This is a genomic window from Bifidobacterium asteroides (genome assembly GCF_009683175.1).
Lineage (GTDB): Bacteria > Actinomycetota > Actinomycetes > Actinomycetales > Bifidobacteriaceae > Bombiscardovia > Bombiscardovia asteroides_H.
This window is the reverse complement of record NZ_WKKW01000002.1, coordinates 101,665-115,897: the sequence shown is the minus strand read 5'-3', so window position 1 is coordinate 115,897 and position 14,233 is coordinate 101,665. Positions and strand designations below refer to the sequence as shown.

The following is a 14,233-nucleotide window of genomic DNA, read 5'->3' as shown; positions in this document are numbered from 1 at the left end:
GTGGTATATTATTGGACAGTTGTTTGCCGGAAGGGTAGTTGCCGCATGGGCTCCCTTCCTTTCAGGTCCAGCCGGATGCTCCGGCGGATCGGCACCCCCGACGGTAGACCGTCGGGTTCCGTCCAGGATTGCATCCTTTGATGGTTGCGGTCCATGTCATGGGTCGATGTGCGGCGGCCATGGAGGAACAGCATGAACGCGATTCAGGAATTCGACGCCAGCCACATGAAGCCTGCGGAGCAGATCCCCGACTTCCGCCCCGGCGATACCGTCGAGGTCAACGTCAACATCACCGAGGGCAACAACTCCCGTATCCAGGCTTTCACGGGCGTGGTGATCGCCCGTCAGGGCTCCGGCGTGCGCGAGACCATCCTGGTGCGCAAGGTCAGCTTCGGCGTGGGTGTCGAGCGCCGCTTCCCTCTGCACTCCCCGCAGATTGACTCCATCAAGGTGCTGCGCCACGGTCGTGTCCGCCGCGCTAAGCTCTACTACCTGCGTGGTCTGCACGGCAAGGCCGCCCGCATCGTCGAGCGTCGCGACAACAAGGCCGAGTCCAACAAGTAGGTTTCGACAAGGGCGACCCAGCCCAGGCCTGGCCGCTAACACCCGGGATGCAATTCTCCCGGGTTTTTCCATGCTTGGGTGTGTACGCTATGAGGCATGCGGAACCTGTTTGTGTCAGGGTTCCGGCGGATGACAAGGAGTGGATATGGCCTTTCGGGATGAGGAAGCGACCTCGTCGGGACTCTGGTACCCGGACGGCAGGCAGGCCACCTCAGCCCCGGTGCCGCCCCGTCATGCCTTTGACCGTCCCGGTGGACGCGGCTCCACCAAGAGCAGCCACCCGCGTCTGGGCGAGCGCGGTTTCCTGCCCGAGTTTCTGTTCGAGCTGGTCGCCCTCTTGGCCGTCGTTGCCGTCCTGCGCATATTTTTGTTCAGCATCTACGTCATCCCCTCCGGCTCCATGGAGAACACCCTTGGCATCGGGGACAGGATCCTGACCACTCACCGGCTGACCAGATCCATGGTGCCCCCCCGCCGAGGGGATGTGGTGGTTTTCACCGACCCTGCCAACTGGCTAGGTGAGGAGTCCACACCCAGCTTCCGTGGCAGTCACCTGGTCAAACGCCTGATCGGCATGCCGGGCGACACGGTGGCCTGCAAGGGTCATGGCGCCCCGGTCACTGTCAATGGCGTCCCCCTGGATGAGAGCCCCTACCTGCGCCCAGGAGTGGAGCCCAGCGCCTTTGCCTTCAAGGTCAAGGTGGACCCTGGGTACGTCTTCGTCATGGGCGACAACCGCTCCAATTCCGCCGATTCCCGCCTGCACAAGGACGACGGCCACAACGGCCTGGTCCCCATGGACAACATCAAGGGCACCGCGTTGCTGACCTATTATCCGGTAGGCAGTTGGAAGCTGCTCAACAACCAGCACAAGGTTTTCGACGCTGTGCCCGAGCCGACGCAGGACTGAACCGGCTGTGAGGCGGATTCTGCCGACCCTGGCCACCGAGGCCGCCTTGGCTGACCAGGGAGCTGAGTACGTGCTGGGCCTGGATGAGGTCGGCCGCGGAGCCCTGGCGGGTCCGGTCATGGTCGGCGTGGTGGCGGTCCGGTCCGCTGACCTGCCTCATTTGAAGGTCCCTGACGGGGTGGCTGATTCCAAGATGCTGACCCCTGCGCGCCGGCTGGCCATGTACCGTGACCTGGAGGACTGGGCTGCCGGCTGGGCGGTGGGGGCCTGCTCCAACCATGAGGTCGACCAGTGGGGCATCGTCCATGCCCTGGGCATCGCCGCCCTGCGTGCATTGGCCGATTTGGAGCAGGGGATGGACCTGGGGCCTGGCTGCCGTCTGGCCGCCATCCTTGACGGCCCCCATGACTACATCACCCCGGCCGCCGACAGTTTTGACGCCCCCGACCTTCCGGTTCTGCCCAAGGTCTCCACCCAGGTCAAGGGCGACGCCCACTGTGCCAGTGTGGCCTGCGCAGCGGTCATCGCCAAGGTCACCCGTGACCGGCTCATGGTCCGGTTGGCCGCCTCCGATCCCGCCCTGTCCCCATACCAGTGGGAGCACAACAAGGGCTATGGGTCACCTGCGCACCTGGAGGCCATTCGCCGTCTGGGGCCCAGCCGTCTGCACCGGGTCAGCTGGCATTTGCCCTCGTCCGGTCCCGGCAGGGGCTAATATCGGAACGGTCGACACGGCTATCGGAAGAAGGTCACATGCCCGCAGGCAGCGGGGGCAGGTCACGGTCCAAGCGCCCCTCCATGTTCGAGGTTGCCCGGCTGGCCGGGGTTTCCCACCAGACTGTGTCCAGGGTCATCAATAATTCCAAGGATGTCTCGCCGGCCACTCGGATCAAGGTCCAGCAGGCCATCAGGAAGCTGGGCTACCGTCCCAGCAACTCTGCGCGGGCTCTGGCATCTAGCCGCAGCCGGACCATCGGACTGGTGGCTGGCGGTGTCAGTCTCTTTGGGCCTGTTTCGTCAATCACGGCCATCGAGACCGTGGCCCGTTCCCATGGATTGTTTATGTCGGTCATGATGGTGGACGAATCCACCTGCACGCTTGCCGGATTTCAGGAGCTCTGCGGCACCTTCCTGGAGCAGAATGTGGACGCTTTCATCTTTCTGACCCCCACCGACACCATGTTCCAGGCCGCCTGCCAGGTTGAAGTCAGCCAGCCCCGGGTCATCGTCACCTCCACGCATGGCATCACCAGCGTCGAAGAGGCTCTGAGCCGCCGGCGGGGCGACGGCAGGATTGCCCTGACCGGAATCGACCAATGGGGAGCAGTGCAGCGGCTGGCCCGGCTGCTGGTCTCCAGGGGCCATAGGCGGGTGCTCTATATGGCAGGCCCTGCGCAGTGGCGGGATGCCGCCACCCGACTGGCCTCCTGGAAGGTGGCCTGCGCCCGTTGCCGCATACGAATGGCCGTGGTCCATGCCCGCAGCTGGGAGGCGGGGGAGTCATACACACTGATGAATCACCTGATCGATCAGCGGGGCATGAGCGGTACCTCCCTGCCGTCAGCCGTGGTTACCGCCAACGACAACCAGGCCGTGGGCGTGGCCCGATCCCTGCAGGAGCACGGCATCCGCATTCCCAGTGACATCAGTCTGGTGGGCTTCGACGATGTACCCACTGTAGACAACATGTATCCGCCGCTAGCCACGGTCCGTCCCCGCTTTGAGGATCTGGGTGTGGCCACCATGCGGCAGGTCCTGGCCCTGCTGCATCAGGGGCAGCCGGTGGACTTCCCCGTCACCCATCATGGTGTGGGGCTGATCCAGGCGGATGTGATTCAGCGTCGGTCCCTGGGCTACGCCGTCAAGCGCATCTGACCACCGTCGGCTCGCGTCCAGCGGGCTTGCCTGATGCTCTGGTCTCGGATACAATCGTAATCAGACTATGTGAGCGTTAACATATCAGGCAAAGGAGCGGACATGGCTGTTGGCGAACAAGGCGTCATCGTAAGCGAACTACAGGAGGGTGCGACCAGTCTGGGCATCGAATTCGGCTCCACCCGCATCAAGGCTGTGCTGATCGACCATGACTACCGGACGCTGGCCACCGGGGACGTCGAGTGGGAGAACCGGCTGGAGGACGGTCTGTGGACCTACTCCATGGACCAGATCCACCAGGGTCTGCAGGCGGCCTATGCGGCCATGGCCGAGGACGTCCGTCGCCGGTACGGGGTAACGCTGACCAAAATCGGCGCCATGGGGATCTCGGCCATGATGCACGGCTACCTGGCCTTCGACAAGGATGGTCAGCTGCTGGTGCCCTTCCGCACCTGGCGCAACACCAACACCCGCCAGGCCCACGAGGATCTGTCGCAGGCCTTCAGGATCAATATTCCCGAGCGCTGGTCCATCGCCCACCTCTACCAGGCCATTCTGAACGGCGAAGAGCATGTGCCCAGGGTGGCCTACATCACCACTCTGGCCGGCTACATGCACTGGAGGCTCTCAGGCCGCAAGGTCATCGGCATCGGCGATGCCTCGGGCATGTTCCCCATCGACTCCACCCGCAAGGAATTCGACCAGGGCCTGCTGGACATCTTCTCCCGACTGCCGCAGGTTCAGGCTCAGCCCTGGGACATCCACGACCTGCTGCCTGAGCCGTTGACCGCCGGCAGCGATGCGGGGGCACTGACCGCAGAAGGCGCCGCCCTGCTCGATCCCAGTGGTCAGCTGCAGCCCGGCGTGCCCATGGCCCCGCCCGAGGGCGATGCGGGAACCGGCATGGTGGCGACCAACGCGGTTCGTCCCCGCACCGGCAACGTGTCTGCAGGCACATCCATCTTCGCCATGGTGGTTCTGGAGCATCCCCTGCGTGACTTCCACCCCGAGGTGGATCCGGTCACCACACCGGCTGGGGATCCGGCCGGCATGAGCCATGCCAACAACTTCACTTCGGACCTGAACGCCTGGGTCGGGCTGTTCGGGGACTTCGCCAAGGCCGCCGGTCTGGACCTGAAAGGGAATGCGCTTTACGCCACCCTGTTCAACCAGGCCCTTCTGGGAGACAAGGATGCCGGCGGGCTGATCAACTACTGCTTCTATTCCGGGGAGTTCCTGGCTGGCCTGGAGGAGGGCCGGCCCGTCTTTGCGCGCGGCCCCGAGGGGCGGATGACCCTGGCCAACTTCATGCGCGCCCAGCTCTTCTCGGCCTTCTCGCCGGTCACCATCGGCATGGATGTGATGACCCGCCAGGAGCATGTCCAGGTGGACACCATGGTCGGCCACGGCGGCATCTTCGCCACCCCCAAGGTGGCCCAGCGGATCCTGGCCGCCGCCTTCAATGCCCCCATCAAGGTCATGTCCACCGCTGTGGAGGGGGGCGCCTGGGGCATGGCCGTCCTGGCCGACTATCTGGGCCATCCCGACCAGACCCTGGCCGACTACCTGGATGCCAATGTCTTTGCGGGCGTCCAGTCCACAACCGAGCAGCCGGATCCGGCTGATGTGAAGGGCTTCAGAACCTTCTTCGACCGCTTCACCAAGGGCCTGCCCATCGAGCAGGCGGCCGTGAAGACCATCCCCCTGCAGGGATGAGGCCGGAGCTGAAAACGTCAAACGGCCGGATCAGCGGGATCGGGCCGGGAAAAGGAGTTGCTGATGGTGTCCTTGGCTGATTATTCGCCCGAGGTGCGCGACGAGGTGAAACTGGTGCGCGAGCAGGTGGCCACCCTGCATGCGCAGCTGACCAGGTGGAATCTGGTGGTTTGGACGGCGGGCAATGTCTCGCAGCGTTTGCGTTCTGCCGATCTGATGGTCATCAAGCCCTCGGGGGTGCGCTATGAGCACCTGACCCCGGGATCCATGGTGGTCACCGATCTGGACGGCAATGTGGTGGATGGTACCGAGGCTCCTTCTTCGGACACGTTGTCCCACGCCTATATCTACCGGCACATGCCCGATGTCTATGGCGTGGTCCACACCCATTCCACCTATGCCACCGCCTGGGCGGCCACAGGCAGGGACATTCCCTGTGTGCTGACCATGATGGGCGACGAGTTCGGCGGCCCCGTGCCGGTGGGTCCCTTCGAGTTGATCGGCTCCGAGGCCATCGGCAAGGGCGTGGTCGACACCCTCAAGGACCACCCGGGCTGCCCGGCCGTGCTCATGCGCAACCATGGGCCCTTCACCGTGGGGGCCGATGCCGAGGCAGCGGTCAAGGCGGCTGCCATGACCGAGGAGGTGGCCCACACTGTCTGGGCAGCTGAGCAGATCGGCACGCCCAAGCCCATTGATCCGGCCGACATAGCCAAGCTCAACGACCGGTACCAGCACGTCTACGGCCAGCACTGAGCTGGAAACATAAGCAAAGGAGCAAGAAGTATGAGCATGAAAAATCCCTTCGAGGGCAAGGAACTCTGGTTCGCCGTTGGTTCGCAGGACCTCTACGGCGAGGAGACCCTGCGCCAGGTGGGTGTCCAGGCTGCGGACATCGCCAAGTCCCTCAATGATTCGGGTCGGATCCCGGTCAAGCTGGTCTTGAAGCCCACGCTGAAGGATTCGGATTCCATCTTGAATTTCATGGTCGATGCCTCGTCGAACCCGGCCTGCATCGGCGTGGTGGCCTGGATGCACACCTTCAGCCCGGCCAAGATGTGGATCAGGGGTCTGGAGAAGCTGCGCAAGCCGCTGCTGCAGCTGAACACGCAGCACCATGTGGAGATTCCCTGGGACACCATCGACATGGACTTCATGAATCTGAACCAGTCGGCCCATGGCGATCGTGAGTTCGGCTACATCCTGACCAGGCTGGGAATCCCGCGCAAGATTGTGGTCGGCCATTACACCGACCCCGAGGTTGCCGACAAGATCGGTGTCTGGGCGCGTGCCTGCGCCGGCTGGGATGCCGCCAACAACATGAAGGTCTGCCGCTGGGGCGACAACATGCGCGACGTTGCCGTCACCGAGGGCGACAAGACCGAGGCTGAGAGGGTCTTCGGCGTCTCCGTCAACACCTGGCCGGTCAACGAGCTGGTGGACCATGTGAACGCCGTCACCGACGACCAGGTCAAGGATCTGATCGAGGACTACAAGCGCAGCTATGAGGTGGCTCCCGAACTTCTGGACTCCCGGTACGACTCCCTGGTGGTGGCCGCCCGCGAGGAGCTCGGCATGCGGGCCATGATGGAAGAGGTGGGCGCCACTGCCGCCGTGGACAACTTCCAGGATCTGGGAGCCCTGCGTCAGCTGCCCGGCGTGGGAGCCCAGCGGTTGATGGCCGACGGGTACGGATTCTCGGCAGAGGGCGACTGGAAGACCTCGGTTCTGATCCGGATCGGTAACGTCATGGGCTACGGGCTCAAGGGCGGCTGCTCGCTTATGGAGGACTATTCCTATAACTTCGTGCCCGGCCATGAGGAGATCATGGGCGCCCACATGCTGGAGGTCTCGCCCACGCTGCTGACCGAGGGACGGCCCCGCCTCGAGATCCACCCCCTGTCCATCGGCGACAGGGAGGACCCGGTGCGTCTGGTCTTCACGGCCACTCCCTGCACTGATGCCGTGGTCGTCTCCCTGGCGGATGTACGCGAACGCTTCCGCCTGGTCATGAACGTGGTGGATGTGGTCGAGCCCGGCGGGTCCCTGGCCAAGCTGCCTGTGGCACGTGCCCTCTGGAAGCCCCGGCCCTCGCTCAAGGTCTCGGCTGAGTGCTGGCTGCGTGCCGGGGCGGCCCACCATACCTGCATGACCACCACCGTTGGTCGCGAGGCCTGGGAGGACTTCGCCCGGATGGCCGGCGTGGAGCTCGCCGTCATCGACGAGAACACCGAACCGCGCCGTTTTGAGGCCGATCTGCGTGCAGCAGAGCTCTACCACCGGCTGGACAACCGGCACTGATTGCCTGTCTTAGGACAGATTGTAAGGCCCTGCCACAACACATGTGGTGGGGCCTTTGACATTCGGCTTGTCGGTTTGCGTTGTCCTTACTTTGTCGGTACAGTGATGATTAGGCAATGGGAACAGTGGCATGTCCCAAAGTTGACATATTGCCCACCCCCCTGAGTCGGGGAAGTGATCGGTTGGGGAGGCGAAGATGTGCCTGGCCATCCTGTGCCTATTAACAAAGAAGGGAATGCGTGCATGCACATGCAACGAGATAATGAAGGGATTAGGCTCCCTAAGCTTTTAGGCTTGGCGGTTGCCGGAGCGACGCTCCTGGCGGGCATGGTCGTTTTGCCAGCCACCCAGGCTTCGGCCGCTGACGCCTATGGATTTGCCGCTGAAGATGACTTCGTAGCAGGCGATTTGGACACTGCCAAGGTGCCTCAGTTAACTGTCACCAAGTATCTGTCACTGAATGACGGCTATGCACCTACTGGCTCAGCCAATGATGCTGTTCATCTGAACTCAAATCACGATCTGGCTCCTGCCAAAGACATTCTGTTTAACGTGAGGGAAGTACAGCCGGCAGACGGCAAGAGTCTGGCTGATATCAATGCTAATGACCCAACTTCGTTTACACCTAAGAATACTACAGTATATGCAGGTGTGACGGACGGTCAAGGTGTCATCAGCGATTGGTACCAAGGTGACGCAAGTGGAAAGCCAACTAGCACAAAGCTGACTTTCCCCACAGGTCCCAATCATTACTATGTTATGAATGAGAATACAGCTGGTTCTCCTGCTTTCGATCCCTCGAATCCACACGGAATTGATATGTCCAAGTATAAGACTGCCGTCAACTCATTCTTTGGTCTGCCTTATGCAACTAATGGAACGGATGCAAACCAGACTCGCGGTTTCATCTATCACCTGCACCTGTATCCAAAGAACGTCAACGCTCAATCTTTCGCCAAGACAGTGCAAAGTGTGAAGGGTGCTGACGGGAATGTCAAGGATCAAACCACTGCGACCGCTGGTGATACAGTCACCTATAAGCTGTCTCAGAAGATTTACAATGAAGGTAATGGTTCTGCTAGCAACGACGGAAAGCTCGATGTCAAGGAATTGAAGGGTCAAGGGAAAGATGTAAGGCTTGCTGATCGTATGTCTAGTTCGCTGAAGGGCAATCCAGCCACCATCAAGGCAGACATTCGGGATAGCGATGGTAATAAAGTAGTAGATTTGGCAATAACTGATGACTACACTCAGGATTTAACTGCTAATGCAAATCCCGCTGCGCTGAACGATACAACTAAGAAGATGTTTGCAGATGCGCCTTCGGATGATGTGACTTACTGGGTATTCAACTTCTTCACCACCGGTGGTGTTGCAAAAGTGAAGGAAGTTAAAACCTCTGTGATGGAACTTGAGGTCACCTATGACGCTTTGGTCACCGGCAATGGTGATTCTACAGGTACCGGTGGTGTAGTTAACGATGCGGCATCTGACTTTATCGATAACAAGGATTCTGACGGCAATAACCTGGATCCTGTGCCCTCTCATACAAACGTTACCAATGCAGCATTAGCTTTTGGTTCTGTGGGGAGCAAGAAGCTGGGTTACCCTGCGTTGCCTGAGACGGAATATCGTTTGGTTAAGGACGCTGATTCCACGGACAAGTACCTGGCTTCAGATGGTAAGTTCTACGGCTCGAAGGATACCGTTCCTGACAATGTTCAGGTTTACAAGGCAACGGCCAACAAGAAAGGTCTGGTCGTCTTTGCCGCCCTGCCTATCTTCGGAACAGGAGAAGGCAAGGCAGCTGACAAGACTGTCCAAAATACAAGCTGGATGTTGGTTGAGACTAAGACCCCACAGGACTGGCGTAACCCCGGCATCCCCTTCGGAACAGTAACTTTTGGGGATGTAGGTATGACCGAGGAAGGCATCGTACAGAAGTACGGTCGTAACGCTACTTTGCAACCGAACTACGATGCTCTGAACTTTGGCAACTTCAACGCCCCAGTAGGTGAGATTGGTGCCGACACGAAGATGATGTTCAACAATGTGGCAGTCTCCAAGTATCTGGCCCACTATAAGACCACTGATGGTGATTCCCCATTGGCTTTGCCTCTGACTGGTGGTCGTGGCATCCTGCTGCTGCTGGTTGTTGGTGCCCTGATCATGGGTGGTGCCCTCTATGCCCGCAATCGGCGCAACAACGCCGCCCGGGCCTGATGATCACGGTCACATCAAGAATCATGTGAGGTGACCCGATGGCGGACGGTTCCTCCGTGAATCGTCCGCCATTTTCATACGGACCGCTGAACTTCTACGGTCCGCACATGTCGGGACGCTGGTCTGGGTTTTACTCAGCCAGCGGATCTGACGCAACCACGTCGTCGAAAGGCGGCCTTGGAAGGGAAGGTTTATGAAGGGAATTGCCTTGCCGAAATGCCTCACCCACCGGGTCCTGCCCTGTCTGATTGCGGCCGTGGCCTGTTTAGGCCTTACCGCTTTCGATATGACGCCGGCGGCAGAGGCGGCGACGGTCAACCCGACCCTGACGGTGCAACTCAAGAGAGGGCATTCAGGTCAAGGAGGTCAGAATGACATCCTGCCGAGTGCTCCTGTATCGGCTGGAGCAGGGTACGTCTTTCGTGCCCTGAGACTGGATGCCGGTACTCTGAAGAGCCGGGTGGAGGCACTTGACCATAATCCTGGCGCCGATAAGGCACAAGCGGCCATCAGCAACGAGGTGGCAGCCAACCCAGATGCTTTCAAGGACAAGACACAACCCGCTGAATACTACGGTGTCTCTGATCAAGAAGGCACCATAACAAACGCATCAGAAGCCAAATCACAAGGTGTCTGGCTTACAGGAGCCAATCTTGATTTAGACGCACCCAGTCTGACCGGAGGAAGTCCCGCTGTTTTTGATGGCGACTACTTCCATGCTTCATACTGGTTGATCACTCTGGTAGCCACACCTAAGAATGCAAAGGTAAAAGCCGATCCTGTGGTCGTACAGTTGCCGCTCTACCGCGAGCAGGGTGAAGTCCATCCGCTTTATGATGTGACTATAAGCCCCAAGCTTGTGGACATACCTCAGGTCGTCCCAGTCGTCCGATCTGGACCAGGCAAGCTGGCAGCTACCGGTGTATCCATGGTAGCGCCTGGGATTCTGCTTATGATCCTGGCCATGATGGGCCTCTACTTGGCGGTAGTCGCACGATCCTGGAACAGGGATGAGCGCTAGGTATTCTCATGGCAATGTCGGTGTGATGCCATCAGACGGCATCGTAGGCATCTGTGAGGATGTGTAAAGACCGGCGGTATCATACAGGTGCCGCCGGTCTTTGTATGTCAAGAACTAACAATCGGACTATTTGAAGCGGGCACGAGAAAGGCTATAGATGGACCAGCACACTGACTCGGCTACTATGAGCCCATCCCAGACGACCGGAAACGGTGAAGTTTCCTATGCGTCCATGCCGGCTGAGTCAGCATCGTCAGACATGCCTGTTGAGCAAGGGGACATGCCACCTGCATATGCTCCTAGTTCCGAGGTGCCGCCCTCCTATCCGCCTTCGGCAACACCTAAGGATCGCGGAGCTTCAGAGTCAGTTGATTCAGATGCAATAGCAGCTCCAGTGACAGTTACAGGCCACGCTACAACGTCTGCTCCGATAATTGTCGTTTCAGGAAATCATTCCGAGGACATAGATCAACAAGGTAAAGCAGATCAGGAAGCTGCGACTGCATCCAAACAGACCAAGAACGGTGGGAGGGCTGGCAAGTCAGGGCGGGGGTTCGGGCTCCTGGAGACCTTGGCCTTCCTGATCGGTCTGGCAATCTTTCTCTATCCCCTGCTGGCAGCCTATGTGAACTATTCCAAGGATTCCTCCGCAGTAGACAACTACGATCAGATCGTGGATGCACTCTCGCCTGCACAGCGCAGGGCGATGTGGCGTGATGCCAAGAAGTATGACGAGGAATTGGGCAAGCCTACGCTGAGGGACCCCTTCAAGTACAAGGAAGTCAAGGAACCACTGGGCCGTTACTACAAAATCCTCAATGTAGATGGCAAAGGCATGATGGCCTATGTGGAGATTCCCAAGATCAACGTTAAACTGCCCGTGCGGCACGGCACCAGCGATGAGGTGCTCAAGGACGGCACAGGGCACATCGCCACAACCCACGTGCCTACAGACAACCGAACAATCCACTCCGTTATTACCGGACACACCGGCGAAGTTGGCTACATGCTGTTCGATAACCTGACCCAGTTGCGCAAGGGGGATGTCTTCCAGATACGAGTGCTCAAGCGGCATATGAGCTACAAGGTGGATCAGATTAAGATTATCTTGCCTACCGATGTCAGCGCCTTGCAGCCAATCCAGAATTCCAACTATGTGACCCTGCTGACCTGCTACCCCTATGGCGTCAACTCCCACAGACTGATCGTGCGTGGTCACTATATCGGCGACGACGTGCCTCCCACCCAACCTGAAGGGGCGCCCATTTACATGGTCTGGGTGCTTCTGGCCCTGTTCCTGGCCTGCCTGGTGGGTTGGTACCTGCTTTCACGTCGCCGGCGCAACTGCCGTCACGAGCTGGAGCAGATGGAGCATCTGGAATCTCGAGCGACCGGACCGGGGACCATGGGGGAGCCGCTGGCCACGATCATGGTCAGCCATGAGCAGGAGACCCGTTCAGAAGCCACCCGTCGTCGCCGGCTGATCAAAACCCGGCGAATCTGCAGCGCCTTCATGTGGCTGTTGGCTGTGCTCGGCCTCTTCTTCGCCTGGGGTACGGTCGGCATGATGATGAAGATCAGCCTGTTGCCCGTATTCGACCTTGGCTACCACTGGTTCGATACCCACGTGCTGTACTTCTTCAGCATCAGCAAAATCTAAGCCGGTGCATGAGCGGGCAGGTTTGACCACATAGGACTGTTCTGTTGCAGCCAGACTTTTGCCTGGCTCTAGAATGGAGCGAGCATGGCCCGGCAGACTGCTGGGCTGCATCCTGGGAAGGTGTGGACCATGACAGCAGTTCCTGACATCTTATTGTCTGACGGCAATCGCATTCCGCAGGTGGGCCTGGGTGTGCTCAGGATCGACGACGATCAAACCGCTGGAGTAGTGCAATCCGCCCTGGAGCTGGGTTATCGCCACATCGATACGGCAGCGGGTTATCGCAACGAAGGCGGCGTAGGCCGTGGCCTCAAGGCATTCGGTTGCCAGAGCGGTCCTGGGCGTACCAAGCTGTGGCTGACGACCAAGCTGCGCGACTCCGAGCAGGGGTATGACAGCGCTCTGCAGGCCTTCGACCGCCAGCTGGCCCTGCTGGGCACCGACTATGTCGACATGTATATGATTCACTGGCCGACACCGTTCGATTGGCGGGCTGACCAGGTTTGGCGAGCTTTCCATCGGCTGCGCGATGAGGGGCGGGTGCGGACCCTGGGGGTCTGCAACTTCCTGCCAGAACACCTGGAACGGCTGCACCGGGAGACGGGGGAGTACCCTGCCGTGGATCAGATTGAGCTGCACCCCAGCTGGCAGCAGCGCTCGGTGACCGCCTTTTGCAAGGAGCACGGCATCGCCATCCAGGCATACTCGCCATTGGCGCGCGGTGCAGATCTGACAGCCGGCGGGGGAAAGCTGGAGCAAATCGCCCAGGCCCACGGGGTTACGCCGGCCCAGGTGGTGCTGCGTTGGCACATCGAGAACGGGACCATCATCATTCCCAAGTCTGTCCACAGGGAAAGGCAGGCCGAGAACCTGGACCTGTTCGGCTTCAACCTGACACCTGAGGAGCATGCCGCCATCGATGCCATGGACTCCCCGGTGCGCGCAGGACACGACCCGATGACCTATGCATACGCCTGACCGCTATGATGGATGATTCATGCAAGCAGTCGACATAGGAGGTATCGGCGGTAGATGACCGGTCCGAGACGCAGAAGATATCGGTATCGAGGCCGCAGTCGGTACGGTTCGGTTTGGAGGAATCCCGCCCCGGCCCGCTTCCGTCGCGAATCACTCACGGAACGGGTGCTGATCCTTCTGGTAGTGGCTGTGGTTCTGGGCATCACCATCGGTCTGATACTGCCAAGGGTCAACGGTGGAGTCGGACGGCTGACCGGACGATATACAGCAACCGGCGATGCGGCCCAGACCCTGCAAGGCCTGACGGTGGACGATCATGCCCGTCCCGGCCGCCAGTACAGGCGCGAGGCCTTCGGCTTCAAGGAGACCGACGAGGACGGCAACGGCTGCAATGTGCGCGAGGATGTGCTGACCCGCGACCTGACCGACCTGCGTACCACCACTCCCGGCGGGTGCAAGGTGGCCAGTGGTCGTCTGCAGGACCCTTATACCGGGCGGACCATCGAATTCGTCAGAGGGCCGAAGACTAGCTCGGCTGTGCAGATCGACCATGTGGTCGCCCTGGAGAATGCCTGGCGGTCAGGAGCCAGCAAGTGGGACACGGCCCGCCGCTACCGTTTTGGCAACGACCCCTACAATCTTCTCGCCGTGGACGGCCCCGCCAACCAGGCCAAGGGGAGTGCCTCGGCTGACTACTGGCTGCCCGAGAACAAGGACTATCAGTGCTCCTATGTGGCCCGTCAGATAGGAGTCAAGGACAAGTACTCCCTGAGCGTCACCAGTTCGGAAAAGCAGGCCATGCTGGCCGTTCTGCATACCTGCCCAGGCCAGCCCCTTCCACAGGATCGCTGATTGCGAGCCTACAGGAGATCGACGCTTCCGTCGAAAGGGTTGACTGACAACTGACATCCTTCAATTGATGTCTTGTATTTACCGGTCTGTCGATCCTGCACTTTGCGATGAATCCGGTCAGATCCAGCAGGTG

At 60.0% G+C, this 14,233-nt stretch carries 12 protein-coding genes; all 12 read left to right on the top strand.

Translation table 11 applies throughout. The annotated features are described in order from the left end of the window. Positions 1-192 precede the first annotated feature (192 nt). The 12 genes from rplS to GKC41_RS04455 all read left to right on the top strand — a co-directional run bounded on the left by rplS (position 193) and on the right by GKC41_RS04455 (position 14,100). Complete coding sequence (rplS, locus tag GKC41_RS04510; protein ID WP_024627419.1) at positions 193-564, top strand: 50S ribosomal protein L19; 372 nt, start codon at positions 193-195, stop codon at positions 562-564. A 145-nt stretch (positions 565-709) separates the two neighbouring features. Continuing rightward, complete coding sequence (gene lepB / locus GKC41_RS04505) at positions 710-1,474, top strand: signal peptidase I (RefSeq protein ID WP_154313159.1); 765 nt, start codon at positions 710-712, stop codon at positions 1,472-1,474. Between the two features lie 7 nt (positions 1,475-1,481). After that, positions 1,482-2,189 (top strand): ribonuclease HII, encoded by a 708-nt coding sequence (locus GKC41_RS04500; protein ID WP_324612041.1) that lies wholly within the window; start codon positions 1,482-1,484, stop codon positions 2,187-2,189. 38 nt (positions 2,190-2,227) lie between these two features. Further along, positions 2,228-3,349 (top strand): LacI family DNA-binding transcriptional regulator, encoded by a 1,122-nt coding sequence (locus tag GKC41_RS04495; RefSeq protein WP_154313157.1) that lies wholly within the window; start codon positions 2,228-2,230, stop codon positions 3,347-3,349. A gap of 102 nt (positions 3,350-3,451) precedes the next feature. Then, entirely contained in the window at positions 3,452-5,065 is a 1,614-nt protein-coding gene (locus tag GKC41_RS04490) for a xylulokinase (protein WP_154313156.1), read from the top strand. A gap of 63 nt (positions 5,066-5,128) precedes the next feature. After that, on the top strand, positions 5,129-5,821 hold the full coding sequence (locus tag GKC41_RS04485; RefSeq protein ID WP_154313155.1) for an L-ribulose-5-phosphate 4-epimerase: 693 nt from the start codon (positions 5,129-5,131) through the stop codon (positions 5,819-5,821). 30 nt (positions 5,822-5,851) lie between these two features. Continuing rightward, on the top strand, positions 5,852-7,366 hold the full coding sequence (araA, locus tag GKC41_RS04480; RefSeq protein WP_154313154.1) for an L-arabinose isomerase: 1,515 nt from the start codon (positions 5,852-5,854) through the stop codon (positions 7,364-7,366). Between the two features lie 243 nt (positions 7,367-7,609). Next, on the top strand, positions 7,610-9,589 hold the full coding sequence (locus GKC41_RS04475) for an LPXTG cell wall anchor domain-containing protein (RefSeq protein ID WP_154313153.1): 1,980 nt from the start codon (positions 7,610-7,612) through the stop codon (positions 9,587-9,589). A 460-nt stretch (positions 9,590-10,049) separates the two neighbouring features. Then, positions 10,050-10,610 (top strand): hypothetical protein, encoded by a 561-nt coding sequence (locus GKC41_RS04470; RefSeq protein WP_154313152.1) that lies wholly within the window; start codon positions 10,050-10,052, stop codon positions 10,608-10,610. A gap of 571 nt (positions 10,611-11,181) precedes the next feature. Further along, entirely contained in the window at positions 11,182-12,270 is a 1,089-nt protein-coding gene (locus GKC41_RS04465) for a class C sortase (RefSeq protein ID WP_195760163.1), read from the top strand. 129 nt (positions 12,271-12,399) lie between these two features. Further along, positions 12,400-13,248, top strand: coding sequence for an aldo/keto reductase (locus GKC41_RS04460; protein WP_195760162.1), 849 nt, complete (start codon positions 12,400-12,402; stop codon positions 13,246-13,248). A gap of 54 nt (positions 13,249-13,302) precedes the next feature. After that, a complete protein-coding gene (locus GKC41_RS04455) occupies positions 13,303-14,100 on the top strand; it encodes an HNH endonuclease family protein (protein ID WP_229281624.1) in 798 nt (265 codons plus the stop codon). The last annotated feature ends 133 nt before the right edge of the window (positions 14,101-14,233 follow it).